Origin of the sequence: Curtobacterium sp. MCBD17_032, from assembly GCF_003234855.1 — a bacterium.
In the GTDB taxonomy this organism is placed as follows: domain Bacteria; phylum Actinomycetota; class Actinomycetes; order Actinomycetales; family Microbacteriaceae; genus Curtobacterium.
This window is the reverse complement of record NZ_QKTO01000006.1, coordinates 86654-112893: the sequence shown is the minus strand read 5'-3', so window position 1 is coordinate 112893 and position 26240 is coordinate 86654. Positions and strand designations below refer to the sequence as shown.

Here is a 26240-nt window from a genome sequence, read left to right as displayed (position 1 = left end):
ATCCCGCCCGCGTGGGGACCCCGCCCGCGTGGGACGGGCAGCGTGTCAGTGCAGGACGCGGGCGCCGTGCACGGGCCCGGTCGCCCGCAGTGCGACGAGTCCGGAGGCGCTCAGCGCGACCTGCACCTCGAGCGCCGCGTCCCGGTCCGGCACCAGGAAGGCCACCGTCGGACCGCTGCCGGACACGAGTCCGGCCAGGGCGCCGGAGCGCTCCCCGAGTTCGAGCGTGTCGGCGAGGCCCGGCTGCAGGCGCATGGCCGGGGCCTGCAGGTCGTTGTGCAGGTTCTCGGCGAGGAGCTCGGCGTCCCCCGCGCGGAGCGCCTGGAGCACGTGCGCCTCGACGACCGGGGTCCGCGGCGCCGGGGAGATGTCCGCCCGGTAGCGCTCCCGGTGCTCGTCGAGCGCGCGGTACACCGACGGCGTCGACAGTCCGGTCTCGCTCAGCGCGAGGACCCAGTGGAACTCCCCCTTGGCGAGCGCCGGGCTGAGCTCGTCACCACGCCCGGTCCCGACGGCGGTCCCACCCACGAAGGCGAACGGCACGTCGGCCCCGAGCTCGGCGGCGAGGCGCAGCAGTTCGTCGCGACCGAGGCCGGTGCCCCAGAGCGTGTCGACCGCCAGCAGCGTCGCGGCGGCGTCGGCCGATCCACCGCCCATCCCGCCGGCGACCGGCACCTGCTTGTCGATCGTCAGGTGCACCCCGCCGCGGTGTCCGGCGGAGCGGGCGACGAGGCGGGCGGCCCGGAGCGCGAGGTTCGTGTCGTCGGTCGGCACCGTGGACGTGTCGATCGGCCCGGTGAAGCGGACGGAGAAGTCGTCGGCGCGTTCGGCGGTGACGTCCTCGTACAGGGACACCGCCTGGTACGCGGTGGCGACGTCGTGGTACCCGTCGTCCTGCAGGGCGCCGACCGACAGGTGGACGTTGATCTTGCCCGGCGCGCGGGTCCGCACCCGGTCCGGAGCGGGCGTCGACGTCATGCGACCAACCTATCCCCGTCCCGACGGTGCACCCGCCGAGCGGGCACCCCGGGCGATCCGCGCGTCCCGCAGGCACGTCGGACGGGAGGCCCGTGGCGGCGGTGCCACGGGCCTCCCGTCGGACGGCTACGCCGCAGCGGCGAAGCCGCGCTCCAGGTCCGCGATGACGTCGTCGACGTGTTCCAGGCCGATCGACAGCCGGATGAGCCCCTCGCCGACGCCCGCCGCGGCCCGCTCGGACGGGGTCATCTGCACGTGCGTGGTCGAGGCCGGGTGCACGACGAGGGAGCGGACGTCGCCGATGTTCGACACGTGGTCGAAGAGCTCGAGCGCGGCCACGAAGCGCCGCCCGGCCTCGACCCCGCCGGCCAGGTCGAACGCGAGGACGCTCGACGGCCCCTTCGGCACGTACCGCTGCTGCAGGTGGTGCCACGGTGAGCCCGGCAGGCCGGCGTAGTGCACGTGCTCGACCTGGTCGTGCGGATCGAGCCAGGACGCCACCGTCGCGGCGTTCGACACGTGCCGGTCCATGCGGAGGGACAGCGTCTGGATGCCCTGCAGGACGAGGAAGGCGTTGAACGGGGCGATCGCGGGACCGAGGTCGGCGGACAGCTTCGAGCGGGTGCGCTGGATGAACGCCCGGCGACCGAACTTCTCCGCGAAGTTCGTACCCGAGAAGCCCGAGTGCTCGGTCGTGGTCAGCTGCGGGTACTTCTCGGGGTGTGCGGCCCAGTCGAAGTTGCCGCTGTCGACGATGAGTCCGGCGATGGCGCTTCCGTGCCCGGCGAGGTACTTCGTCGCGGAGTGCACGACGATGTCCGCGCCGTGCTCGATCGGTCGGACCAGGTACGGCGTCGCGATGGTGTTGTCGACGATGAGCGGCACGCCGGCCTCGTGCGCGACCCCCGCCACCCCGGCGAAGTCGAGGACGTCCCCGCGCGGGTTCGGGATCGACTCCCCGAAGAACGCGCGGGTCTCGGGACGGACGGCGGCGGCCCACTCGTCCAGGTCCGTCGGGTCCTGCACGAACGTGAACGTGATGCCGAGATCACGGAGCGTCGACGCGAAGAGCGTGTACGTCGCCCCGTAGAGCGAAGCGCTCGACACGACGTGGTCGCCGGCGCGGGCGAGCCCGAGCACGGCGAGCGACGTGGCCGCCTGCCCCGACGCGAGCGCGAGCGCGGCGACCCCGCCCTCCAGGTCGGCGATGCGCCGCTCGAGCGCAGCGGCCGACGGGTTGTTCACCCGCGAGTACGTGTGCCCGGGGGCGTTGAGCAGGAACCGGTCGGCCGCGTCCTCACCCGACGGGTAGACGAACGCCGCGGTCTGCGCGATCGGCGGCACGTTCCCGCCGAAGCCCGGGTCGGCCTTGAACCCGGCGCGGATCTGCCGGGTCTCGAACGCCCAGTCGTCCTCGGCAGCCATCAGGACACCGGCTCAGCGGGGACGGACGCGCGCACGAGCGGGATGACCTGCTCGCCGAAGCGCTCCATCTCCTCGAGCTGCGGCGAGAACTGCAGGAGCAGGGTGTCCACACCCGCCTCCTCGTACTCGCGGATCCGTGCGGCGACCTGTTCCGGCGTCCCGACGAACTGCGGGCGCAGGCCCCGGTTCGACACCGAGTAGTCCTCGAGCGACGGCACGTGCTCGAGCTGCGACTTCGAGATGAAGTCCTGGTAGGACTCGTACGCCTTGCCGTGCTGCACGTCGGTGATGCGCGCGAGCTCGGCCTGCGCTTCCTCCTCGGTGTCGCGCACGATCGCGTACGCGGCCATGCCGAACGCCTCGAACGGCGGGAGCCCGGCGTCCTCGCGGCGCCGGCGCATCTCGGCGATCTTCGTGCGGAGCTCCTCGACGGTGCCGCCGTGGGTGACGTAGGCGTCGGCGTAGTGCGTGATGCTCGCCTTGCCGGCCTCGCTCTCACCGCCGGCGTAGATGCGCGGGGTGACGCGGGGCTTCGGCTCGAGGTGGGCGTTCTCGATGTCGTAGTACTCGCCGGAGAAGCTGTACGGCGTCTCGCGCCACAGCCCCTTCATGACCTCGACGAACTCCGCCGTGCGCTTGTAGCGGTCGTCGTGCTCCGAGAAGATGCCGCCGTACTGACGGGCCTCTTCCGCCCACCAGGCGCTCACGACGTTGAAGGTGAACCGGCCGCCGGAGATGTCGTCGATCGTCGCCGCCTGCTTCGCCGTCACCGCGGGCAGGTGGTACCCGGGACGCATCGCCGCCATGATCTCGAGGCGCTCGGTGGTCGCCGCGATCGCCGCCGCGAGCGCCCACGCCTCCAGGCTCGGCGCTGCGACGCCCTTGATGTCGTTGAGGTTGAGCTCCGGCACGAGCGTCAGGTCGAACCCGATCCGCTCGGCGCGCTGCGCCAGGAGCTTCACGTAGTCGAACGTGACCGGCATCTGCTCGTCGTCGACGTTGCGCAGCCAGCCGCCGAAGAGCGGGGTCCAGTATCCGAATCGCACGGGGTTCCTTGCTGGTGGAGATGACGGACGGGAGGCTCGGTGCCGGTGGCGAGCCGGGCCTCCCGTCCGGGAGGTGGTCGGTCGGTGTGGTGGGACGGCGTCGCGTCGCCGGTCAGGCGTGCGCCGCGGGTGCGGCGGCCGTGGCGTACTCGGCGTCGAGCAGGCTGCCGAGGTAGCGGGCGATCGCCCGCGGGCCCGAGGCCGGCGCGGTCTCCTCGACGGCGGGGTTGTAGTTCGTGTTCGTGTTGATGTCGTAGACGACCGTCCGGCCGTCGGTCGTCTCCATGAACTCGACGCCCGCGATCGTGATCCGCTGGTCCGCCAGGAACGTCCGGAGCTGCTGCACGAGCGGGTGCTCCGCCGTCACCTCGGTCCGGACGCTGAACGCCGGGGGCGCTCCTGCCGTCTCCGTGCCGGGGACCGCGCACACCGCGCCCGCGATGACCTGCGGCACCTCGCACGCGTCCGCGGGGCAGAGCTCGAAGCTGCCCGCACTCGTGTCGACGCGGACGGCGTAGACGAACTCGCCCCCCACGAATTCGACGCGGGTGATGAACGGCTCGCGCGCGGTCAGGTACTCCTGCAACAGCGTGATGCCGTCGACCGGCTCCTCGAACTCCGGGCTGTCGACGTAGGCGTCGAACTCGGCGAGCGAGTCGAAGCGGCGGACCCCGAGGCCCTTGCCGCCCTGGTTGTGCTTCGTGATGAACGGGCCGTCCTGGCCGCCCGTGAAGTCCGCGGCCGCCTGCTTGAGCGTCGCCGTGCCGAACACCGCGGTGGTGCGGGGCACGTCGAACCCGGCCTGCCGCAGGAGCCCGTGCTGGGCGACCTTCGAGACCTCGAGCTCGAGCACGTGACTGCCGCCGACGACCTGGCGGCCCGCCCGTTCGAGCCAGCCGAGCACCGCGCGGGTGTACTCCTTGCTGTGCTCGTGGCCGCGCGTGTGGCTCGACGCCGACATCCGCGACCAGTAGACACCCGGCTCCGGTTCGGCACCGAGGTCGATCTGGCCCTCGGTCAGCAGGAGCTCCCGGACCGGGACGCCCTCGGCCTCGAAGGCGGCGGCGAGCGGTGGGAACCACTCGGGGTTCTCGTGGATGACGGTCACGCGCGGAGTGCTCACCGCCCCACCCTAGGCACGCAGGTGTGGGGGCTGCCAGGTGTGTGACGCGGTGTTGCAGCTGCCGCTCAGGCGAAGGTCTGCTGGCCGAGGACGCCGAGCAGTTCGAGCTTCTGGGCGTCCTCGCTCCCCGGCGGTGCCGTGAAGAGCAGGAGCGCCTGCGCCTGGTCGTCCGTGTGCAGCACCTGGCAGTCGACGGTGATGCGACCGAGCTCGGCTTGCATGATCGTCTTGTTGTCCGACCAGCGGAGGGCGACCTCGTGCAGCGCCCACAGCCGGGCGAACTCGGGACTGCGCCGCTCGAGTTCGGCGACGAGTTCGGTCGCCCGACGATCGCCGGGTCCGGCGAGACCGACCGCCGCCCGCAGTGACGCCACCACGACCCGCCCCAGTCGTTCGTGCTGCTCCGGCGCGTACCGGTCGAGCTCGGTGCCGGTGACGAACCACCGCCATGCCTGGTACCGGTCGTTGCCCGACAGGCCGACCGACGTGCCGAGGAGCGCCACGGCGAGCCGGTTCTCGACGAGGGTCTCCCCCAGGTGGCTGACGACGATCGCCGGCGTGTCCGTCAGCCGGTCGAGCACCCGGAGGATCGCCGGGTCCACGTGGTCGGCGCGGTGCATGCGCACCGGCGCGTTCTGCCCCGCGAGGTGGAACAGGTGGTCTCGCTCGTCGAGGGAGCAGCGGAGGGCACGGGCGATCGCGGCCACCATCTGCTCGGACGGCTGCGGTCCGCGCTGCTGCTCCAGGCGCGTGTAGTAGTCGACCGACATGCCGACCAGCGCGGCGACCTCCTCACGACGGAGGCCCGGGGTGCGTCGACGAGCGCCGGCACCGAGCCCGACGTCCTCCGGTCGCAGGAGCTCGCGTCGACGGCGCAGGAAGTCGGCGAGGGCGGCACGGTCCATGCGTCCAGTCTGCTGCTCGGCGCGGCCGGGAACCAGGGACCGGCGGTCCCCCGATGTGCGGGCTCTGGATGCGTCGACACGGCGCGGGCATCGTGGTCGTCATGGACACCACCAACAGCACCGTCTTCATCCCCGGCGCGACCTCGGGCATCGGCCTGGCGCTCGCGCTCCGCCTGCAGGCCGCGGGCAGCACCGTCGTCATCGGCGGGCGCCGACAGGCCCTGCTCGACTCCCTCGCCGAGGAGCACGGCCTCGGCACGGTCCAGGTCGACGTCGCCGATGCCGATTCGATCCGGGCGGCCGCCGACCAGGTCCTCGCCGCACACCCCGGACTCGACACCCTCGTGACGATGTCGGGCATCATGCGGAACGAGGACCTCCGCGACCCCGGCCACATCGAGGACGCCATCGAGACGATCCAGACGAACCTGGTCGGGACGATCCGCCTGATCGACGCGTTCCTGCCGCACCTGCTCACCCGCCCGGCCGCCACCGTCATGACGGTGTCGTCGGGGCTCGCGTTCGTACCGCTCACCGCGACCCCGACCTACAGCGCCACCAAGGCCGGCGTGCACTCGTACACGCAGGCACTCCGACAGCAGCTCGCCGGCACCACGGTCGAGGTGCTCGAACTCGCACCGCCGGCCGTGCAGACCGACCTGATGGGTGGTGCGGACTTCGGCGGCATGCCGCTCGACGCCTTCGCGGACGAGGTGATGACGATCATCGAGACCGGCGGGACCACGGAGGTCCTCGTGCAGGACGTCCAGCCGCTCCGGTGGGCCGAGCGTGACGGCACCCACCAGCAGATCCTCGAGATGATGGCGGGCCGCGAGCACTGAGCCCGCCCTGCGGCTCAGACCGCGGCGAGCAGGTCCCGCAGCGCGGCCTTCGCCTCGGGCATCCGCTCCGGACCGGTCAGGCGTTCACGCGTCGCCGACAGCCGGACGGTGCCCGGGCGGGGGCCGTCCTCGGTCGTGACCAGCACCGACTCGCGGTCGGCGGACGTCCACCGCGCGGACGGACGCTTCCCGCCCCGGCGCTCCGACGTCGGGTCGTGCCCGAGCGCGGCGGACGCGACGACGACCGCGCGGTCGAGCACCGTCTCCCGGTCGCCGTCGACCTGCCGTGAGGCCGAGACGGCGAACGTGCCGTCGGCGCGTTGCCCGGGCACGCGGAGCCCGCGGGACTGCTCGTACCCGACGGCGACGCTCTGCGCCCACCACGGGTCGACGCCCTGCCCGACGAGCCAGGCGGCGATGGCGGTGTGCCCGATCGTGCGCCCGCCGTCGCCGTCCAGGCGGTCGTACCAGTCGTCCGGCGCGGCACCGGTGGCCGCGAGCACCCGGTCGGCGGGGATGCCCCGCGCGTGCGAGCGGACGACGTCGTCGGTCATGGAGCGAGCGTACCCACCACGACCGAGCCAGACGCCCGTGCGTGTGTGGCCGGGTCAGGACCCGGCGCCGCCGGCGGCTGCGAGGACGGTCCGGCCGAGGCGCACGAAGTCGTCGATGCCGAGCTCCTCACCGCGGGCGGTCGGCGCGATGCCGGCCGCTTCGAGGACCTCAGATGCGTGTGCACTCCCGCCGAGGACGCCGGACAGCGCTTGGCGGAGCATCTTCCGTCGCTGTTGGAACGCCGCGTCGACGAGGGTGAAGACCCGCGACCGCAGCTGTTCGTCCCCCGGCGGGTCGTGCCGGTCGAAGCCGACGAGCACGCTGTCCACGTTCGGCACGGGCCAGAACACCTGACGGCTGACCTGGCCGGCGATCCGCCACGAGCCGTACCAGGCTGCCTTGACGCTCGGGGAGCCGTAGACCTTGCTGCCCGGGTCCGCCGCGAGCCGGTAGCCGACCTCGGCCTGCACCATGACGAGCGACCGGACGAGGGACGGGAAGGTGGCGAGGAGGTGCAGGAGCACCGGCACGGAGACGTTGTACGGCAGGTTCGCGACGAGGTGCGTCGGCGCCACGGGCAGGTCCTCGGCGGACACCTGGAGCGCGTCCTGGTGGACGACCGTGAGGCGGGCGCCGGGCTGCATCGCGGCGACGGTCGTCGGCAGGTGCGCGGCGAGCCGGGCGTCGATCTCGACGGCGGTCACGGGAGCGCCGGTCTCGGTCAGCCCGAGCGTCAGGGACCCGAGCCCCGGACCGACCTCGAGCACGCGCGACTCCGGCGTCACACCCGCGACGGAGACGATGCGTCGGACGGTGTTGGCGTCGTGCACGAAGTTCTGGCCGAGCTTCTTCGTCGGGGTGACGTCGAGCGTCGCCGCGAGGTCGCGGATCTCCGCCGGACCGAGGAGGGCACTCATGACGACTCCCCCACCGTGGTCGGCTCGTCGTCCCACGGGCCGTACACGAGCTCGGTGTTGGCCGCGATCTGCTCGGCGAGCGTCGCGGGGTCGGTCCCGAGGGTCTCGGCCATCGACCGCACCGTGATCGGGATGAGGTACGGCGCGTTCGGCCGGCCGCGGAACGGCGTCGGCGTCAGGAACGGGGCGTCGGTCTCGACCATGACGAGGTGGCGCGGTGCGACGTGCAGGGCCTCTCGCAGGTCCTGCGCGTTCTTGAAGGTGACGGTCCCGGCGAAGGACATGTACCACCCGCGCTCGGCGCAGAGCCGGGCGAGTTCGGTGCCGCCGGAGAAGCAGTGGAAGACCGTGCGCTCCGGGGCGCCGACGCGCTCGAGGACCTCGACGACGGCGTCGTGGGCGTCGCGGTCGTGGATGGTCAGCGCGAGGTCGTGCTCCTTGGCGATCCGGATGTGCTCCTCGAACGACCGGACCTGGGCGGTCCGGCCGTCCTCACCGGTCCGGAAGAAGTCGAGCCCCGTCTCACCGATCGCCCGGACGCGCGGCAGCCCCGCGAGCGCCTCGATGCCGGCGAGGTGCTCGTCGAGGAGCCCCTGCTCGTCGAGCACCGGCGCTTCGTTCGGGTGCAGTGCGACCGCCGCGAGGACACGGGGGTCCTGCGCTGCGATCGCCGCGGACCACTGCGAGGTGGCCAGGTCCGTGCCGACCTGGACGACACCGCGGACACCGACGCTCGCGGCGCGGTCGAGGTGCTCGCCGAACGCGAGCGGACCGTCTCCGCCGTCTCCGACGCCGTCGGCGATCTCCATGTGGGTGTGGTTGTCGTACACGGGCACCGACAGGGCCTGCGGCAACGGCGGGTACGTCAGGTCCCGCTTCTGCCCACTCCCGTCGCCACCGCGTGCACGGACGTGCGCGTCGGTCACGCGGCGCCCTGCTCCGGCTGCTCGATGCGCGGGAAGAGCCCGGCGGCGAGCGGCGTCACCGTGTCGGAACCCTGCCACTCCCAGGCGCGGTCGATGCGCTGCTCGGCGATCGACCCACCGGCACCGATCGACGCCCAGAGCTTCTCCGTCGCCTTCGGCATGACGGGCGACACCAGGACCGCGACGGTCCCGAGCCCGCGGAGCGCCGTGACGAGCACGGTCGCGAGCCGCTCGCGCTGCGCGTCGTCCTTGGCGAGGGCCCACGGCTCCTGCTCGGTGATGTAGCCGTTCAGGGCGTCGACGAGCTCCCAGATCGTGCTGATCGCGTCGTGCGGCGCGAAGGCCTCGATCGCGGCGTCCGCACGCTCCGTCACGGACTGCGCGAGGGCGTCGATCGCGGCGTCGGACTCGCTGCGTTCCCCACGTTCGGGGACGGCGCCGTCGAAGTAGCGGTTCAGCATGGCGACGATACGGGACGCCAGGTTGCCGAACCCGTTCGCGAGCTCCGCCTGGTACCGCGCCGAGATGTCCTCCCAGCTGAAGTTGCCGTCCTGCCCGAAGGTGATGGCGCGCAGGAAGTAGTAGCGGAAGGCGTCCGACCCGAAGGTGTCGGTGATCTCGCTCGGGGCGATGCCGGTCAGCTTCGACTTGGACATCTTCTCGCCGCCGACGAGCAGCCACCCGTGGCCGAACACGCGCTCCGGCACGGGCAGCCCGGCGGCCATGAGCATCGCCGGCCAGATGACGGCGTGGAAGCGGGCGATGTCCTTGCCCACGATGTGCACGCTCGGCCAGAGACGCCGGAAGGCCTCGTCGTCGTCCGTGCCGTAGCCGAGCGCGGTGACGTAGTTGAGGAGTGCGTCGAACCAGACGTAGAGGACGTGGTCGGAGTCCCACGGGATCTGGATGCCCCAGTCGAAGCTCGACCGCGAGATGGACAGGTCGCGCAGGCCCTGCTTGACGAACGACACGATCTCGTTGCGGACGCTCTCCGGCTGGATGAACTGCGGGTTCGACTCGTACAGGTCGAGCAGGCGCTGCTCGAAGTCCGACATGCGGAAGAAGTAGTTCCGCTCGGCGAGGACCTCCACCGGGATGGAGTGGATCGCGCAGACCTGCTGGCCCTCGTACGGACCGGTGCCGGGCACGAGGTCGCTCGGCTGCTTGTACTCCTCGCAGCCCACGCAGTAGAAGCCCTCGAACTCGCCCGCGTAGATGTAGCCGTCGTCGTACAGCTTCTGCAGGAACGCCGTCACGCCGCGCTCGTGCCGCTCGTCGGTGGTGCGGATGAAGTCGTCGTTCGCGACGTCGACGGTGTCGAGCAGCGGCTTCCAGGCGTCGGTGACCAGCCGGTCCGCCCACTCCTTCGGGGTGACGTCGTTCGCCGAGGCCGTCCGGAGGATCTTCTGGCCGTGCTCGTCGGTGCCCGTGAGCAGCCAGGTGTCGTCGCCGCGCTGCCGGTGCCAGCGCGCGAGGACGTCCGCGGCGACCTCCGTGTACGCGTGCCCGATGTGGGGCACGTCGTTGACGTAGAAGATCGGCGTGGTGATCGAGAACGAGCTGCCGTCGGCCATGCCGACCATCCTAGAGGCGACTCGAAACCGCGTGACGCGCCTCCCGGCCGCCTGTGGATGACCGGACGGGAGGCCCGTGGCGGCGCCGCCACGGGCCTCCCGTCCGGCTCACCGCGCGGCGAGCGCGCCCTCGTACAGGTCCCGCTTGGACAGGCCGGTCGCGTCGGCGACCGCGGCGGCCGCCTCCTTCATGCGCGCGCCCGCGGCGACCCGCTCGAGCACGAGGCGGACGCCGTCCTCGATCGTGGCGTCCTCACCCGACCCGCTGGCGCCGGCGACCACGACGCAGATCTCGCCGCGGACCCCGTCCGCCGCCCAGGCGGTGAGCTCGGCGAGGGTGCCGCGACGGACCTCCTCGTGCAGCTTGGTGAGCTCCCGGCAGACCGCGGCGCGCCGGTCGGCACCGAAGCCGGCGGCCATGTCCCCGAGCGTGTCGGCGATCCGGTGCGGGGACTCGAAGAAGACCATCGTGCGCTGCTCGCCGGCCAGCGACGCGAAGACGCGACGCCGCTCCCCGGCCTTCCGGGTCGGGAACCCCTCGAACGTGAACCGGTCGGTCGGCAGCCCGGACAGGGCGAGTGCGGTGAGCACGGCGCTCGGGCCGGGGACGGCGGTGACGGTGACGCCCGCGGCGGCGGCGGCCTCGACCAGCGGGAAGCCGGGGTCGCTGATCGCCGGCATGCCCGCGTCGGTGAGCACCACGACGTCGTCCTCCCGGGCGAGCTCGACGACCTCCGCAGCACGCTCCCGTTCGTTGTGCTCGTGGAGCGCGATGAGCCGCGGACGGTTCTCGATGCCCAGGGCACGCATGAGGTGGATCGCGGTCCGGGTGTCCTCGGCGGCGACCACGGAGGCGTTCGACAGCGTCTCCACGAGTCGACGGGAGGCGTCACCGAGGTTGCCGATGGGGGTTGCTGCGAGGACGATCACGTCCCCATTGTCGTCGCCGCGCCGGTCACCTGTGGACAGCGCAGCCGACGCATGCACGGCCTCCGTAGGATGCTGCGCGTGACCACGGACCTGGCCGACCCGAAGCAGACCGTGCCGGACGTCCCCCGTGGCTCGTGGCTCGACGACTGGTGGGCCCGCGTGCTCTCCGTCGGTTGGCGGGTGGCCGTCTGGCGGTGGGGCGGCCCGGTCGCGGTGACGGTCCTGGCCGCGCTGCTCCGCCTGGTCGACCTCGGGCGGCCGCACTCGCTGGTGTTCGACGAGACGTACTACGTCAAGGACAGCTGGTCGATCGTGCACCTCGGGTACGAGGGCACCTGGCCGGCGAACCCGAGCGACGACGCCGCACCCACGACCGACGACCGGTTCGCGAGCGGGCAGACCGACATCTACTCGCGGGCTGCCGAGTTCATCGCGCACCCGCCGCTCGGCAAGTACCTCATCGGCCTGGGGATGCTGGTGTTCGGGCCGGACAACGCGTTCGGGTGGCGGTTCACGGTCGCCGTGCTCGGCATCGCGACCGTGTTCCTGATCGCCGTCATCGCGCAGTCCTTGTTCCGCTCGACGCTCGTCGGGACGCTCGCCGGCGGGTTCCTGGCGGTGGACGGGCAGGCGATCGTGATGTCCCGGGTCTCGCTGCTCGACGGCATCGTCACGTTCTTCGTCGTGCTCGGCTTCGGCGCCCTGCTGCTCGACCGGCGCTGGTCCGCCCGGCAGCTCGACCGGTGGACCGACCGGCGGGCAGCGGCCGGACGGGCCACGCTCTGGGGCCCCGTGCTGTGGTGGCGACCGTGGCTGCTCGCGATGGGGTTCGCGCTCGGCCTGGCGTCGGCGACGAAGTGGACCGGCGTGTACTTCCTGGCGTTCTTCGCCGTGTACTCGGTCCTCAGCGACATGATGCTCCGACGGCGGGCGGGTGTGGCGTTCTGGTCGTCGAGTGCGGCCTTGCAGCAGGCACCCGTCACGTTCCTGCTCACCGTGCCCGTCGCCGCGGTCACCTACCTGGCCTCGTGGTCCGGGTGGTTCCTGACGAAGGGCGGCTGGGACCGCGACTGGATCGGCAGCGGCGGCCAGCGCTGGACGGGCGTGCTCGCGTGGGTGCCCGACAGCCTGCAGAACTGGTGGCACTACCAGTCGGAGATCTACGCGTTCAACATCGGCCTGCACACGCCGCACTCGTACCAGGCGAACCCGCTGCTGTGGCTCGTCATGCAACGCCCCACGTCGATGTACTACCAGGGCACGGACGCGGGCCAGGACGGCTGCGGGTTCGACCGGTGCGGTGCGGCGATCACCGGGATCGCGAACCCGTTCGTCTGGTACGCCTCGGTGATCGCGGCCGTGGTGCTGCTCGTGCTGTTCGTCACGCGTCGGCGCTGGGAGTACGGACTCGTCCTCATCGGCATCGGCGCGGGGTACCTGCCCTGGCTGATGTACCTGGACCGGACGGTGTTCCAGTTCTACACGGTCACCTTCGAACCGTTCCTCGTGATGGCACTGGCCGCGGCGATCGCACACCTGATCGGGTCGCGCGACGATCCCCGACAGCGGCGGACGCGGGCGCTGCTCGGTCTCGGCGTGTACCTGGTCGTCGTGGTGCTCGCGTCGGCCTACTGGTACCCGATGTGGACCGCGATGCAGGTGTCGTGGGACTTCATCCGGTCGCACTACTGGCTGCCGAGCTGGTTGTAGCGCTCGCGAGGCACGCGCAGGCCGGGGTGGACCCGCGTCGCTCGGCGGTCAGGGCTGCGGCTGCATCGACCGCTCGAGGGCGTCGCGGTCGAGCGGCTCGCCGACCATCGGGTCCTGCCGGGCCTGCGGCAGCACGCCGTCGACGAGGACCTGGGCGTAACGCTTCCAGGCCTCCGGGTCGTGGCTCCGGGTCGCGTCCGCCACGGCACCGACCATCGTCGTGAGGATGGGCAGGTCACGGGCGTCGAAGCCCGGCCGGACGACCCCGGCCTCGCGGGCACGACGGATGATCTCGGCGACCTGCTGCTCGAGACGGTCCCGCTCCTGCATGACCGACGGTCGGGCCTTGCCCGCGCGGACGATCGCGTCGGCGAGCGCTCGGTCGCGGGCGCGGAAGGCGAACACCCCCATCAGGTACAGGCGGAGCGACTCCCGGGGGTCGGTCTCCTCGGCCGCGGCCGCGGCCGCGGCGTTCAGCGCCTCGAACTTGGCGCTGAGCAGGGCCGCGATCAGGGAGTCCTTGTCGGCGAAACGTCGGTAGACGGTGCCGACACCGACCCCGGCCTCGTGGGCGATGTCATTCAGGGTCACCGACAGGCCGCGCTCCGCGAAGCACTTCCGTGCCGTCTGCAGGATCAGTTCGCGGTTCCGCGCCGCGTCGGCACGGAGGGGCCGGTCGAGGTCGGCGGCGGGTCCGGTGGTGCTCACACAGTGAATGTAATCGACCCGGCTGGGAACAAGCGGATGCGGTTGCTCCGTTTCGATGTACAGTGACCACAAGCGGATGTCCTGCATCCGCTTCACCCTCCTCCGGGACGCCCGACGGCGCGCGCCCCTCCCCTTCATCCCTTCGAGAAGGAGGCTGTCGTGACGGCAGAACAGACCGCGCCCGCTCCCACAGGAGCGACGCCGACGACCGCGGGCACCACCCCGGCCCGCACCGACCACCGCTGGATCGCCCTGGCGGTCATCGCGCTCGCCCAGCTCATGGTCGTCCTCGACGCGACCATCGTGAACATCGCGCTGCCCTCTGCGCAGGAGGACCTCGGATTCGCCACCGACCAGCGCCAGTGGATCGTGACGGCGTACTCGCTCGCGTTCGGCTCACTGCTCCTGCTCGGCGGTCGTCTCGGCGACCTGTTCGGCCGGAAGAACACCTTCATCATCGGCCTGGTCGGGTTCGCCGTCGCCTCCGTGCTCGGCGGACTGGCCGACTCGTTCGGACTGCTCGTCGCCGCCCGCGCGCTGCAGGGCGTCTTCGGTGCGCTGCTCGCCCCGTCCGCCCTCGGCATGCTGACCACCACCTTCCGCGACCCGAAGGAGCGCGGGCGTGCGTTCGGCATCTTCGGGTCGATCGCCGGGTCCGGTGCCGCGATCGGTCTGCTGCTCGGCGGCGTCCTGACCGAGTACGCGTCGTGGCGCTGGTGCCTCTACGTCAACGTGGTCTTCGCGGTCCTCGGCGTCATCGGTGCACTCGTCTTCATGGCGAAGCCCCCGAAGGTGGAGCGTCCGCGCATCGACGTCGCCGGGGTCATCACCATCACCGCCGGTCTCGTCGGGGTCGTCTACGGCTTCTCGAACGCCGAGACCAACGGTTGGGACGCCCCGCTCACGATCGGCATGCTCGTCGGTGGCGTGCTGCTCATCGCGGCGTTCGTCGTCATCGAGACCCGGGTCGCGCACCCGCTGCTGCCGCTCCGCGTCGTCCTCGACCGCGACCGCGGTGGTTCGTTCGTCGCGATCGGCCTCGTCGCGATCGGCATGTTCGGCATCTTCCTGTTCCTGACCTACTACCTCGAGCAGACGCTCGGGTTCTCGGCGCTGCAGACGGGCCTGGCGTTCCTGCCGATGCCGCTGTCGATCATGATCTCCGCCACGCAGATCGGCGGACGCCTGCTGCCCCGCGTCGGACCGAAGGTGCTCATCTTCGCCGGCGGGCTCGTCGCCGCGACGGGACTCCTCCTGCTCCTCCGCACCGACCTCGACAGCTCGTACGCGGGCACGGTCCTGCCGGCCCTCGTCGTCATCGGTCTCGGCATGGGCACGATCTTCTCGTCGGCGATGAACACCGCGACGACCGGGGTCGCCCGTGCGGACGCCGGTGTCGCCTCCGCGACGGTGAACACCATGCAGCAGATCGGCGGCTCGATCGGGACCGCGTTGCTGTCGACGATCTTCGCGAACGTGGTCGAGGACAGCCTCGCCGGCCTGACCGCGGCACCGACGGCGCTGCAGCAGGCGCAGGCGACCCTCGACGGCTACCACGCGGCCTTCGCCATCTCGGCCGGCGTGCTCGTGGTCGTGGCGATCGCGAGCGGACTGCTCATCAACCGCCAGTCCGTGCGCGTCGCCCGCCTCGAGCAGGCCGGGGCCGGCACCACCGGCAGCATCCCGACCGCCGCGCACTGATCGCCCGAGCCGCACGAGCCCACGGGACGGACCCGGCACCGCACGACCGTGCTGCCGGGTCCGTCCCGTCGTGCGTCGTCATGTCCGTGCCGGATCGCGCGGCACGAGTCGCACTGTTGCGCGTGCTCTGTCGCGGGTCAGGGGTCTGGATTACCGTGGCGGCATGCCCCCCGTCCTGACCTCGCCGCTCGTCTCGACGCAGTGGCTCGCCGACCACCTCGGCGCGGACGACCTCCTCGTGCTCGACGCGTCGGTGCACACGGACGGCATCGGCCTCGGGACGACCTGGCACTCGGCGCGGGACGCCCACGAGCACACCGGACACGTGCCGGGCGCCGTCTACGCCGACCTCATCGACGCGTTCTCCGCGCCCGACACGGGCCTCCCGTTCACGCGACCCGGAGCCGAGCGCTTCGAGGCCGCGGCCCACGCGCTCGGGGTGAGCCGTGCCTCCACGGTCGTGGTCTACGACGACGGCATCGGCGAGTGGTCCGCCCGACTCTGGTGGATCTTCCGCTCCTTCGGGTTCCGGTCGGTCGCCGTGCTCGACGGCGGCTTCGCGAAGTGGCGCGACGAGGGCCGGCCCGTCCGCGTCGGCGCGCTCTCCCGCGCTCCTCGCCGCGCCGCGGACGGCGACGCGTTCGTCGCCGGGGAGGAACTCCCGCTGTGGGCCGACCGGTCGCGTGTGCTCCGCGCCGTCGACGGGTCCGAGCCGGCCGCACTCGTGCTCGCAGCCGACCCCGCAGACCTCGGCGATGACCATCCGCCCCTCGTCCCCGGCACGACGACCATCACCGTGCGGGACCTCCTCGGTGACTCGAACGCGCTCCTCCGCCGTCCGGAACTCGAACGCGCGCTCGCCCCGGTCCTGACGGCCGAGGAGGTCGTGACGTACTGCGGCGTCGGGAGCGCGTCCTGCGTCGATGCCCTCGCCCTGACCGTGCTCGGTCACGAGAAGGTCCGCGTGTACGACGGGTCGCTCGCCGAGTGGTGGCGGGAGTCGATCGCCTCCTGACCGGGTGCCGGGCCGCGGTGCCGGGCGCGGTGCCGGCCGGGCGCAGCGCCGGACGGCGTCGGCCCGGGGGCTAGCGTTGGCGCCATGAGCAGCAGACGCGCGGTGGTCCTCGGCGGGACCGGTGGCATCGGGTCCCAGGTCGCCCGCGAACTCCTCGACCGCTCGGGTCGGGGTGGGGACGACTGGTCCGTCGAGATCGTCTCGCGGCACGGCGGTCCCGTCGCCGACGACCTCGTCGCCGCCGGTGCGCTGGCCCACCCCGGTGACCGACGGGACACCGCGCTGCTGCGGGACCTGCTGCGACCGGGCGCGGACCTGGTCGTCGACACGGTCGGGGTGACGCGCGACGACGCACTGCAGCTCGCGCCGTTCCTCGACGACGTCGGCTCGACCGTCTTCGTGTCGTCGAAGGCGGTCTACGTCGACGAGCAGGGACGGCACGCCAACTCGGTGGACAAGCCCGTGTTCGGGGGCGCGGTCACGGAGCTGCAGCAGACGGTCGCGCCCGGCGACGGCGACCCGACCTCGCGCGACGGCTACGGCGCCGCGAAGGTCGCGGCCGAGCAGGTGCTGCTCGACCACGGCGCACCGGTCACCGTCCTCCGCCCGTCCCGGGTGTACGGGGTCGGCATCGGTCGACCGCGCGAGTGGTTCGTGGTGCGGCGCGTCCTCGACGGACGGGAGCGGATCCTGCTCGCCGACCAGGGGCGCAGCGTCGACCACACCACGGCCGCGTCCGGCATCGGGTCACTCGTCCGGCTGGTCGCCGACGCCCCGGACCGCCGGATCCTCAACGTCGCCGACGAGACCGCTCCGACCGCGCTCGAGATCGTCCGGACGATCGCCGGGCACCTCGGGCACACGTTCGACGAGGTCCTGCTCGGCGAGGACGCTCCGGCGTTCGTCGGGCTGACACCGTGGTCCACCCCGTCACCGTCCGTGCTCGACACGACCGCGGCCCGGGCGCTCGGGTGGGTCCCACCGCGGTTCGCGGACGCGGTGCGGGCGGAGGTCGACTGGCTGGTCGAGACAGCGCGTCGGACCCCGGCGGACGGGGACGTCCCGTGGGCAGCTGATCCGTTCTGGGACCGGATGTTCGACTACGGGCCGGAGGACGCGGCGCTCGCGCTGCTGTCCTCGGGGCTCGGCTGACCAGCAGACCAGCGGCTGTGGACGGCGGCTCACCCTCCACAGGACGGCCTGGAGGCCCGCCCACACAGGCCACGCGGGGCACGCTGGGTGCATGAACGACAACCGGCTCGGATCCGCCGTCAGCCCGTACCTCCGCCAGCACGCCGCCAACCCGGTGGACTGGCGGGAGTGGGGTGCCGAGGCGTTCGCCGAGGCCCGTGAGCGCGGCGTCCCCGTGCTCGTGTCGATCGGGTACGCCACCTGTCACTGGTGCCACGTCATGGCCCGCGAGAGCTTCTCCGACCCGGAGGTCGGCGAGCTGCTGCGGCGGGACTTCGTCGCGGTCAAGGTCGACCGGGAGGAGCGCCCGGACGTCGACGCGAGCGCGATGGCCGCCGCGAGCGCGTTCACCGAGCAGCTCGGGTGGCCGCTGACCGTCTTCATGACGCCGGACGCGCAGGTCTTCTACGCCGGCACCTACTACCCACCGCAGCCGGTCGGGCAGCACCCGTCGTTCCGGCAGGTCACGGCCGCGGTGCTCGACGCCTGGCGGGACCGTCGGGACGAGGTTGACGCGAACGCGACCGCGATCGCGCGGGCGATCCGGCAGGGTGCGGAGGCGGACGCGGCCAGCGCCGAGGCGGGACGCTCCGACGGGAGCGGGCCGGGCCTCCCGTCCGTCGACGCGATCCGGAGGGTGGTGCGCGACCTCGAGCGGGCCGAGGACGCCGAGTACGGCGGCTTCGCCGGCGCACCGAAGTTCCCCAACGCTCCGCTGCTGGAGTTCCTCGGCGACGCCGCTGCCGACGGCGTCGACGCGGCCGGCGGGCTCCTCGACCGGGCCCTCGGCGCCATCGCCAGGTCGGAGCTGACCGACGCGGACGGCGGCGTCTTCCGGTACGCCACCCGCCGTGACTGGTCCGTTCCGCACTACGAGCGGATGCTGTACGACAACGCCGGACTGCTCGCGGTCGCCGATCCGGCACGGGCCCGCGGGATCGCCGACTTCCTGCGGGACACCCTCCGGCGGACGGACGGTGCCTTCGTCGCCGCCCAGGACAGCGAGTCGACCATCGACGGACGTCGGGTGGAGGGCGAGTGGTACCGCCTGCCCCTCGACGAGCGCGCACGGTTCGACGCGCCGCCGCTCGACGACCAGGTCCTGACCGGGTGGAACGGCCTGGCGGTCCGCGGACTCGTGCTGGCGGGGACCCGCGCCGGGGACGAGGAGATGATCGGGCTCGCCCGCGCCGCCGCCGACGCGGTCATCGCAGCGCACCTCCGGGACGGACACGTCGCCGTCCGCTCGAGCTCGGGCGCCGGCACGTCGACGGCGGCGCCGACCATCGAGGACATCGGGCTGTTCGCCGAGGGGCTCCTCGAACTCGCGCTCGTGACCGGCGAGCTGGCGTACGCGACCACCGCTCGGACCCTGGTGGACGACGGACTGTCGGGCGTCCTCGAGGTCGACCCGGTCCTCGCCGCGGCCGGGACCGCGACCGGGGAACAGCCGCAGACCGCGCTCCGGTCGGGGACCGTCGCCCTCGCGAGCGCGGCCGCACTGCTCGCCGCCCTGACCGGCGAGGACGACCGTCGGGCCGCAGCGGGACGACTCGTCGCCGAACGCGCACGGACGGGAGTGGACCGTCCGCTCGGGCATGCCGACGCCCTCGGGGTCGCGCTCGCCCTGCAGCGCCCGTCGCGGGAGGTCGTCCTCGTCGCCGACGACCGCTCCGGCCCCGACGTGACAGCGATGCTGCACACCCTCCGGGCCGTCCGGCGTCCGGGGACGATCACGGCGGTGCTCACGCGAGCGCAGGCAGCGGACTGGGCGGACGCCGGGTTCTCGCTGCTCGAGGGTCGGGACGCGCTGGACGGCGTGGCCTACGTCTGCCACGACCGCGTCTGCGCCCTGCCCGCGCGGTCCGCCGACGACCTCGTGGCGCAGCTCGGCTGATGGCGGACGCGCCCGGGCGGTATCCTGGAATGCTCATGCCGAATCCCCCCGTCATCACGTACCCACCGGAACTGCCCGTCTCGCAGCGGCGGGACGACATCGCCGCTGCGATCCGCGACAACCAGGTCGTCATCGTGGCCGGCGCCACCGGGTCGGGCAAGACGACGCAGCTGCCGAAGATCTGCCTGGAGCTCGGGCGCGAGCACATCGGCCACACGCAGCCCCGCCGCATCGCCGCACGCACCATCGCCGAGCGGGTGGCGGACGAACTCGGCGGGGAACTCGGCGACCTCGTCGGCTACCAGGTCCGCTTCACCGACAAGGTGAGCGCGAACACCCGGATCAAGCTGATGACCGACGGCATCCTGCTGAACGAGATCCACTTCGACCGCGACCTGAAGCGGTACGACACGATCATCATCGACGAGGCGCACGAGCGGTCCCTCACCATCGACTTCCTGCTCGGCTACCTCAAGCGGCTCCTGCCCCGCCGGCCCGATCTCAAGCTCATCATCACGAGTGCCACGATCGACCCGGAGTCGTTCTCGCGGCACTTCGGGGGCGCGCCGATCGTCGAGGTCTCCGGGCGTACCTACCCGGTGGAGATCCGGTACCGGCCGCTCGTCGCCGACGAAGACGCCGCGGGCGACGACGAGGACGAGGACGAGTTCGACGAGCGTCCTGCCGGCACCCGACCGGCGACGTCGAAGGGCGGCGCCGCGGGCCGCACCGGGAGCCCGACGGCCGGCGATGACCGGGACCCCCTGCAGGGCATCACGGACGCACTCGACGAGCTCGCTCGCGAGGACCCGGGCGACGTCCTCGTGTTCCTGCCCGGCGAGAACGACATCCGTGACGCCCAAGACGCGATCGAGGGCAAGCACTACCCGGGCACCGAGGTCCTCCCGCTGTACGGACGACTCTCGGCGGCCGACCAGCACCGCGTCTTCCAGCGATCGACCACACCGGGCGTCCGCCGCCGGGTGGTGCTCGCGACCAACGTCGCCGAGACCTCCCTGACGGTCCCCGGCATCAAGTACGTCATCGACACCGGCACGGCCCGCATCTCGCGGTACTCCCCCCGGGCGAAGGTGCAGCGGCTGCCGATCGAGGCGATCTCGCAGGCGTCCGCGAACCAGCGCTCCGGTCGAGCGGGCCGCACGAGCGCGGGCATCGCGATCCGCCTGTACTCGGAGGACGACTTGGACCGTCGTCCCGAGTACACCGACCCGGAGATCCTCCGGACGAACCTGGCCGCCGTCATCCTGCAGATGATCTCGCTCGGGTTCGGTGACATCGAGTCGTTCCCGTTCCTGCAGCCGCCGGACTCGCGCGGGGTGAAGGACGGCCTCGACCTGCTGCGTGAGCTCCGCGCCGTCGACACCACCGGTGCCATCACGAAGACCGGCAAGCAGTTGACCCGGCTGCCGATCGACCCGCGTCTGGGTCGGATGGTGCTCGAGGCGAGCCGCCAGGGCGTCGGACGGGAGGTCATCGCGATCGTCTCGGCGCTGAGCATCCAGGACCCGCGCGAGCGCCCGCTCGAGAAGCGTGCGCAGGCCGACCAGTTGCACGCCCGCTTCGCCGACCCCACGAGCGACTTCCTCACCCTGCTCGGCCTCTGGAACCACCTGGAGGAGAAGCAGGAGGAACTGTCCTCGAGCGCGTTCCGCCGGATGTGCAAGGCCGAGTTCCTCAACCACCTCCGCATCCGCGAGTGGCAGGACCTGTACCGGCAGCTCTCACGGGCGGCGAAGCAGGTCGGGATCCACGTCGGCACGGAGCGCAAGGACGACCCCGACTCCGTCCACCGCGCGCTGCTCGCCGGGCTCCTCAGCCAGATCGGCCTCCGCGACCGTGAGAAGCGCGACTACCTCGGCTCGCGGAACACCCGGTTCGTGGTGTTCCCGGGCAGCGTGCTCGCGAAGAAGCAGCCGGACGCGGTGATGGCCGCCGAACTCGTCGAGACCAGTCGGCTGTTCGCCCGGACCGTCGCGCGCATCGACCCGGCGTGGGTGGAGCCCCTCGCCGGAGACCTGCTCAAGCGCACGTACGGCGAACCGCACTGGGAGAAGAAGCAGGGCGCGGTCGTCGCGTTCGAGCGCGTCACGCTGTTCGGTGTCCCGATCGTCCAGCGACGCCGCGTGCAGTACAACCGCATCGACCCGGTGCACTCGCGGGAGCTGTTCATCCGGCATGCCCTGGTCGAGGGTGAGTGGGACTCGCAGCAGGCGTTCGACCGGGCGAACCGGAAGCTCCGGCGCGAACTCGAACAGCTCGAGGAGCGCACCCGGCGGCGGGACATCCTGCTCGACGACGAGACCGTCGTCGCGTTCTACGACGCCCGCATCCCCGCCGAGATCGCCACGACCCGCGACTTCGAGGGGTGGTGGCGCAGGACGCGCCGCGACCAACCGGACCTGCTCACGATGCGCCGGGAGGACCTGCTCGACGAGTCAGCCGCCTCCGCCGCGGAGGACGACGCCGAGTACCCGACCCAGTGGCGGAGCGGCGACCAGCGCCTCGCCGTCCGCTACCGCTTCGAGCCCGGCGCCGAGGACGACGGCGTCAGCGTCCAGGTGCCGCTCGCCGTCCTGCCGCGCATGCGGGAAGAGGGCTTCGACTGGCAGGTCCGCGGGCTCCGGAAGGAACTCGTCACCGCGCTCATCAAGGCGCTGCCGAAGCAGATCCGCAAGAACGTCGTCCCGGCCGCGGACTGGGCGGAGAAGATCGTCGCCGAACTGCCGGACGACGCCCCGACGACGCCGACCGAGAGCTTCCGCGCGACCCTGGCGAAGACGATCCAGCGACTCGTGCACGTCCCCGTCACCGAGTCCGACTTCGACATGACCCGGGTGCCCGCGCACCTGTTGCCGACCTACGCCGTCGTCGACGAGCGCGGCCGCCGGGTCGAAGCCGGGAAGGACCTCGCGGCCCTGCAGACCAAGCTGAAGGACCGCACGCAGCAGAGCGTCGCCGCCGCCACGCAGCGGCAGGGTCGGCCGGGAGGCTCGTCCCGCGTCGCCGACGCCGGCTCCGGTCGCCGCATCGAACGGTCCGGTCTGACCGGCTGGCCGGACGAGGACCTGCCGGAAGTGCTCGACACGAAACAGGCCGGCGGTGTCATCCGCGCCTACCCCGCGCTCGTCGAGGAGGGCACCGGCCCGAAGGCGACCGTCGGCGTGCAGCTCCTCGCGACGCCGGACGACCGAGCCGTGCAGATGCCCGCCGGGGTCCGCCGCCTCGTCATGCTCGCGGTGCCCTCCCCCGTGTCCTACATCCAGCAGCACCTCACCGCGCAGGAGAAACTGGCCCTCGCCGCGAGTCCCTACCCGTCCACGTCGGCGCTGTTCGACGACGTCCTGGCCGCGGTGGTCGACGCTGGGATCCGCCGGACCCACGCGGACGGCCTCGTCTTCACCCGAGCAGCGTTCGAGCAGGTCCGGGACGCGGTGTCCGCGACGGTCGTCGACACGATGTTCACCGCCGTGTCCGAGGTCGCGGCGGTGCTCACGGCGCAGCGGAACGCCGAGCGGGCGCTGAAGCAGGCGACGAACATGGCGCTCCTGCCGGCCCTGTCGGACATGCGGCAGCAGATGGAACGGCTGGTGTCCGCCGGGTTCGTCTCGGTCGCCGGACTCGACCGACTCCGCCGCATCCGCGTGTACCTGCAGGGCATCGAAGCGCGCGTGACGAAGCTGCTGCAGAACCCGGGCCGCGATGCGAGCTGGATGCGCGAGGTCACCGGCGCGACGGACCGCTACGTCGAAGCCGGGGGCGCGTTCCCGCCGGCCGTCGGGTCGCACCCGGAGCTCGTGCACGCGCGGTGGATGCTCGAGGAGTTCCGCCTCAGCCTGTTCGCCCAGGAGCTCGGCACCGCCGAGACGGTCTCGCTGCAGCGGATCACGAAGGCCCTCACGGCGGCGGCACGCTGACCGGAGGACGACCCCGCCCGCGAGGACTACGGTGACCGCCATGATCGGCTCACTCGACGTCGTCGTCCTGGACTGCCCGGACCCCGCTGCCCTCGCCCGCTTCTACGCGGAACTCCTCGGCGGATCGGTCGAGGGGGCCGACACGGTCGGGCCGGACGACGAGTGGGTCGAGGTCACCCTGCCGTCCGCCGGGGGTCGCCCCATGATCGCCTTCCAGCGGGTCGACGGCTACCGGGCGCCGGAGTGGCCGGGGCAGGACGTCCCACAGCAGCTCCACCTCGACGTGAAGGTCGACGACCTCGACACGGGCGAGCGGGCCGTGCTGGCGATCGGAGCGCGGGCCACCGGCGAGGGGACGGACACGTTCCGCGTCTACCTCGACCCGGCAGGGCATCCGTTCTGCCTGGTCCGACCGCAGGACTGACCGACGACGCTCAGGCCGACGGCACCTCGCCGGTGACGTCGGCGGACGGCTCGACCGCGAGCCCCTCGACGACCTCGACCCGGGGCAGCTCGGCGAGCACCGCACCCGGCAGGAACAGCTTCGCCCCGCGGACGCCCGCACCGATGACGACCTCGGGCGCCGCGAGCACCCGCGCGTCGACGTAGACGGGCCAGTCGGCGGGCAGGCCGATCGGGGTGATCCCGCCGTACTCCATGCTGGTGCGCTCCACGGCGTCCTCCATCGGCGCGAAGCTGACCTTCCGGGCACCGAGCAGCCCCTTGACGGTGCGGTTCACGTCGAGCTTGGTGGAGGCGAGCACGACGCAGGCCGCGTACGTCACGGTGTCGCCCCGCTTGCCCGCGACGACGATGCAGTTCGCGCCGCCCGCGACCGGGAAGCCGTACGCCTCGGAGAACGCGGCGGTGTCCGCCAGCTCTGGGTCGATCGGTGCGGCCTCGATGCGCTGCAGCACCTCGAACGGCAGAGCGACCAGGGCCTCCGCGACGGGGATGGCGATCGAGCCGGTGGCGAGCAGGACGGGCATGCGGTTCAGCGTGGGCATCCCCCCACCCTAGGGAGACCCGTCACGACGACGTGTCAGCCGGACGCCCCGCCGTCCGCCCATCTGCCCGTCCGGTGGCGCCCGCTACCCTCGCGGCATGGGGGGAACATCACGGGAGACACGTCGGACCCGGTGGCGCGTGCTGCGCGACCTGCTCATCGCCGCGCCGCCGACCATCGAGGCGGCCCTCGTCATCGCCGGGTCCGTGGCCTCGATCGATGCGCCGTACGAGAGCGAGCGGGCATGGGCCCTCTGGGTCTGGCCGCTGTGGGCGACGCTCGTGACCTTCCCGCTCGCCCTGGTCGCGGTGGTCCTCGCGGTCCGGCTCCGCACGCTGCCAGGGCGGACTGCCGCGCTCTGGTTCGCCGGTGTGTCCGCGGCGCTCGGGGTCATCCCGTTCGTCGCCGCGGTCCGGATCGCACTGCACGCCGTCTGACCACGGACGCGCAGCGTGGTCCGGGTCGCCGTGCACGCCGTCCGACCACGGACGCTCAGCGTGGTCCGGATCGCCCTGCACGCCGTCAGACCACGGACACTCAGCGCTCGTCGACCGACCGCCGTCGGTCCCGCGCGGACGCCCACAGCTGCACGACCAACCCGAGCGCGATGAACCCCGCCATCATCCCGCCCATCGCCGTCGCGGTCCCGCCGAGCGCCCCGGCGAGCGGCGTCGCCAGTCCACCGAGCCCGAAGGTCATGCCACCGGCGAGCGCGGAGGCCGTCCCGGGATGCCGGTGCCCGAGCGCCTGCGTCACCGTGATGGACCCGGGGATCACCCAGCCCCACGCAGCGGTGACGAGGGCGAGCGCCGGCCACACCACGGCTGCGCCCGCCCCGCTGACCGCACCGAGCAGGACGAGCACCGACCCCGCGGTGCCGACGACGAGTCCGATCGAGTAGAGGCGGTCCTCGGGGACGCGGCCGACGAGCTGCCGGAACACCAGGGTCGACAGGATCATGCACGACGCGTTCGAGGCGAAGACGAGGGTGTAGAGCCCCTCGCCGAACCCGTACTGCTGCTGGAACACGAACGACGACGTGGCGATGTACGAGAAGAACCCGATGGTGGCCGCGCACCCGGTGACGAGGTACCAGCGGAACCGTGGGATGCGCAGCAGTTCCCCCATCCGACCGAGCACGGCCCGGGGCGAGCGACCACCGGGCGTCGGCTCGACGAGGGTCTCCGGCAGCAGTCGACCGGCGGCGACCGTGAGGACGGCGCCGAGGACCGCGAGCACGACGAACGCTCCGCGCCAGGTGGCGAACGACAGCACGACGCCACCCGCGAGCGGCGCGACCACCGGCCCGACCGAGTTCACGACCGCGAGCGTCGAGTACAGCCGGCCGCGCTGCGTCCCGGTGGCCGCGTCACCGACCATCGCCCGCCCGGCCACCGCACCGGCTGCCCCGCCGAGGCCCTGCACGACCCGGGCGGCGACCAGGGTGACGATGTCCGGGGCCATCGCACAGACGAGCCCGGCGACGGCGAAGAGGGCCGTCCCGGCGAGGAGGATCCGGCGTCGCCCGGCGCCGTCGCTGATCGGCCCGACGACGATCTGCCCGATCGCGAAGGCGACGAGGAACGCGGTCAGACTGAGCTGCACGGCTGCGGCGGAGACGTCGAGGTCACGGGCGATCGCCGGCAGACCCGGGATGTACATGTCGGTCGCGAAGGGCGACACCCCGACGATGAGGCTGAGGGTCAGCAACGGTCCCGGGCGCCCGGTCCAGGACGTGCGGGCCCGATCGGCAGCGCTGCTCATCGTCGCCACCATAGCCCGCGCTCACCCCGCGACCGCAGCCGCGCACATGACGGACGGGAGGCCCGTGACCGGCTGGTCACGGGCCTCCCGTC

The 26240-nt window shown here is 72.4% G+C and carries 22 protein-coding genes; 9 read left to right on the top strand and 13 right to left on the bottom strand.

Going from position 1 to position 26240, the window contains the following annotated elements; translation table 11 throughout:
• Nucleotides 1–45 precede the first annotated feature (45 nt).
• The 5 genes from DEI91_RS10415 to DEI91_RS10395 form a co-directional block, all read right to left on the bottom strand.
• Complete coding sequence (locus tag DEI91_RS10415; protein WP_111052227.1) at nucleotides 46–978, bottom strand: 4-(cytidine 5'-diphospho)-2-C-methyl-D-erythritol kinase; 933 nt, start codon at nucleotides 976–978, stop codon at nucleotides 46–48.
• Between the two features lie 126 nt (nucleotides 979–1104).
• Entirely contained in the window at nucleotides 1105–2403 is a 1299-nt protein-coding gene (locus tag DEI91_RS10410) for an O-acetylhomoserine aminocarboxypropyltransferase/cysteine synthase family protein (protein ID WP_111052226.1), read from the bottom strand.
• Nucleotides 2403–3449 carry an LLM class flavin-dependent oxidoreductase gene (locus DEI91_RS10405; protein WP_111052225.1) on the bottom strand — a complete coding sequence of 349 codons (1047 nt, stop codon included), beginning with the start codon at nucleotides 3447–3449 and terminating at the stop codon, nucleotides 2403–2405. Before DEI91_RS10405 ends, DEI91_RS10410 begins: the two co-directional genes overlap by 1 nt.
• A 112-nt stretch (nucleotides 3450–3561) precedes the next feature.
• Entirely contained in the window at nucleotides 3562–4572 is a 1011-nt protein-coding gene (locus DEI91_RS10400) for a RimK family alpha-L-glutamate ligase (RefSeq protein WP_111052224.1), read from the bottom strand.
• A gap of 65 nt (nucleotides 4573–4637) precedes the next feature.
• Complete coding sequence (locus DEI91_RS10395) at nucleotides 4638–5477, bottom strand: helix-turn-helix transcriptional regulator (protein ID WP_110891234.1); 840 nt, start codon at nucleotides 5475–5477, stop codon at nucleotides 4638–4640.
• A 101-nt stretch (nucleotides 5478–5578) separates the two neighbouring features.
• On the opposite strand from DEI91_RS10395, the gene DEI91_RS10390 reads away from it, so the two are divergent.
• Nucleotides 5579–6319 (top strand): SDR family oxidoreductase, encoded by a 741-nt coding sequence (locus DEI91_RS10390; protein WP_111052291.1) that lies wholly within the window; start codon nucleotides 5579–5581, stop codon nucleotides 6317–6319.
• 14 nt (nucleotides 6320–6333) lie between these two features.
• Here the strand turns inward: DEI91_RS10390 and DEI91_RS10385 are convergent, their stop codons facing one another.
• The 5 genes from DEI91_RS10385 to rsmI form a co-directional block, all read right to left on the bottom strand.
• On the bottom strand, nucleotides 6334–6873 hold the full coding sequence (locus DEI91_RS10385; protein ID WP_111052223.1) for a hypothetical protein: 540 nt from the start codon (nucleotides 6871–6873) through the stop codon (nucleotides 6334–6336).
• Nucleotides 6874–6927: 54 nt separating this feature from the next.
• Nucleotides 6928–7791, bottom strand: a complete 864-nt coding sequence (gene rsmA / locus DEI91_RS10380; protein WP_111052222.1) for a 16S rRNA (adenine(1518)-N(6)/adenine(1519)-N(6))-dimethyltransferase RsmA — start codon at nucleotides 7789–7791, stop codon at nucleotides 6928–6930.
• On the bottom strand, nucleotides 7788–8717 hold the full coding sequence (locus tag DEI91_RS10375) for a TatD family hydrolase (RefSeq protein ID WP_111052221.1): 930 nt from the start codon (nucleotides 8715–8717) through the stop codon (nucleotides 7788–7790). Before DEI91_RS10375 ends, rsmA begins: the two co-directional genes overlap by 4 nt.
• Nucleotides 8714–10291, bottom strand: coding sequence for a methionine--tRNA ligase (gene metG, locus DEI91_RS10370; protein WP_111052220.1), 1578 nt, complete (start codon nucleotides 10289–10291; stop codon nucleotides 8714–8716). Before metG ends, DEI91_RS10375 begins: the two co-directional genes overlap by 4 nt.
• Nucleotides 10292–10399: 108 nt before the next feature.
• Entirely contained in the window at nucleotides 10400–11221 is an 822-nt protein-coding gene (rsmI, locus tag DEI91_RS10365) for a 16S rRNA (cytidine(1402)-2'-O)-methyltransferase (RefSeq protein ID WP_111052219.1), read from the bottom strand.
• 78 nt (nucleotides 11222–11299) lie between these two features.
• Here rsmI and DEI91_RS10360 point away from each other — a divergent pair, with 78 nt between their 5' ends.
• Nucleotides 11300–12931 carry a dolichyl-phosphate-mannose--protein mannosyltransferase gene (locus DEI91_RS10360; RefSeq protein WP_181439564.1) on the top strand — a complete coding sequence of 544 codons (1632 nt, stop codon included), beginning with the start codon at nucleotides 11300–11302 and terminating at the stop codon, nucleotides 12929–12931.
• 48 nt (nucleotides 12932–12979) lie between these two features.
• On the opposite strand, the gene DEI91_RS10355 is transcribed toward DEI91_RS10360, so the two are convergent.
• Nucleotides 12980–13639, bottom strand: a complete 660-nt coding sequence (locus tag DEI91_RS10355) for a TetR/AcrR family transcriptional regulator (protein ID WP_181439563.1) — start codon at nucleotides 13637–13639, stop codon at nucleotides 12980–12982.
• Nucleotides 13640–13798: 159 nt separating this feature from the next.
• On the opposite strand from DEI91_RS10355, the gene DEI91_RS10350 reads away from it, so the two are divergent.
• The 6 genes from DEI91_RS10350 to DEI91_RS10325 all read left to right on the top strand — a co-directional run bounded on the left by DEI91_RS10350 (nucleotide 13799) and on the right by DEI91_RS10325 (nucleotide 23802).
• Nucleotides 13799–15340, top strand: coding sequence for an MFS transporter (locus tag DEI91_RS10350; protein ID WP_111052216.1), 1542 nt, complete (start codon nucleotides 13799–13801; stop codon nucleotides 15338–15340).
• 163 nt (nucleotides 15341–15503) lie between these two features.
• Complete coding sequence (locus DEI91_RS10345) at nucleotides 15504–16355, top strand: sulfurtransferase (RefSeq protein WP_111052215.1); 852 nt, start codon at nucleotides 15504–15506, stop codon at nucleotides 16353–16355.
• A gap of 84 nt (nucleotides 16356–16439) precedes the next feature.
• The gene (locus tag DEI91_RS10340) at nucleotides 16440–17507 is read left to right on the top strand and encodes an NAD(P)-dependent oxidoreductase (protein ID WP_111052214.1); all 1068 of its coding nucleotides are present in this window, start codon (nucleotides 16440–16442) and stop codon (nucleotides 17505–17507) included.
• 91 nt (nucleotides 17508–17598) lie between these two features.
• Nucleotides 17599–19443 carry a thioredoxin domain-containing protein gene (locus DEI91_RS10335; RefSeq protein ID WP_111052213.1) on the top strand — a complete coding sequence of 615 codons (1845 nt, stop codon included), beginning with the start codon at nucleotides 17599–17601 and terminating at the stop codon, nucleotides 19441–19443.
• A gap of 35 nt (nucleotides 19444–19478) precedes the next feature.
• Nucleotides 19479–23378 (top strand): ATP-dependent RNA helicase HrpA, encoded by a 3900-nt coding sequence (hrpA, locus tag DEI91_RS10330; protein ID WP_111052289.1) that lies wholly within the window; start codon nucleotides 19479–19481, stop codon nucleotides 23376–23378.
• A gap of 40 nt (nucleotides 23379–23418) precedes the next feature.
• Nucleotides 23419–23802, top strand: a complete 384-nt coding sequence (locus DEI91_RS10325) for a VOC family protein (protein ID WP_111052290.1) — start codon at nucleotides 23419–23421, stop codon at nucleotides 23800–23802.
• 10 nt (nucleotides 23803–23812) lie between these two features.
• Here DEI91_RS10325 and DEI91_RS10320 read toward each other — a convergent pair whose 3' ends face one another.
• On the bottom strand, nucleotides 23813–24385 hold the full coding sequence (locus DEI91_RS10320; RefSeq protein ID WP_111052212.1) for a YbaK/EbsC family protein: 573 nt from the start codon (nucleotides 24383–24385) through the stop codon (nucleotides 23813–23815).
• 97 nt (nucleotides 24386–24482) lie between these two features.
• Between DEI91_RS10320 and DEI91_RS10315 the strand changes: the two genes are divergently transcribed.
• On the top strand, nucleotides 24483–24821 hold the full coding sequence (locus tag DEI91_RS10315; RefSeq protein ID WP_146244269.1) for a hypothetical protein: 339 nt from the start codon (nucleotides 24483–24485) through the stop codon (nucleotides 24819–24821).
• Nucleotides 24822–24921: 100 nt separating this feature from the next.
• Here the strand turns inward: DEI91_RS10315 and DEI91_RS10310 are convergent, their stop codons facing one another.
• Complete coding sequence (locus DEI91_RS10310; protein ID WP_181439562.1) at nucleotides 24922–26148, bottom strand: multidrug effflux MFS transporter; 1227 nt, start codon at nucleotides 26146–26148, stop codon at nucleotides 24922–24924.
• Nucleotides 26149–26240: the final 92 nt, after the last annotated feature.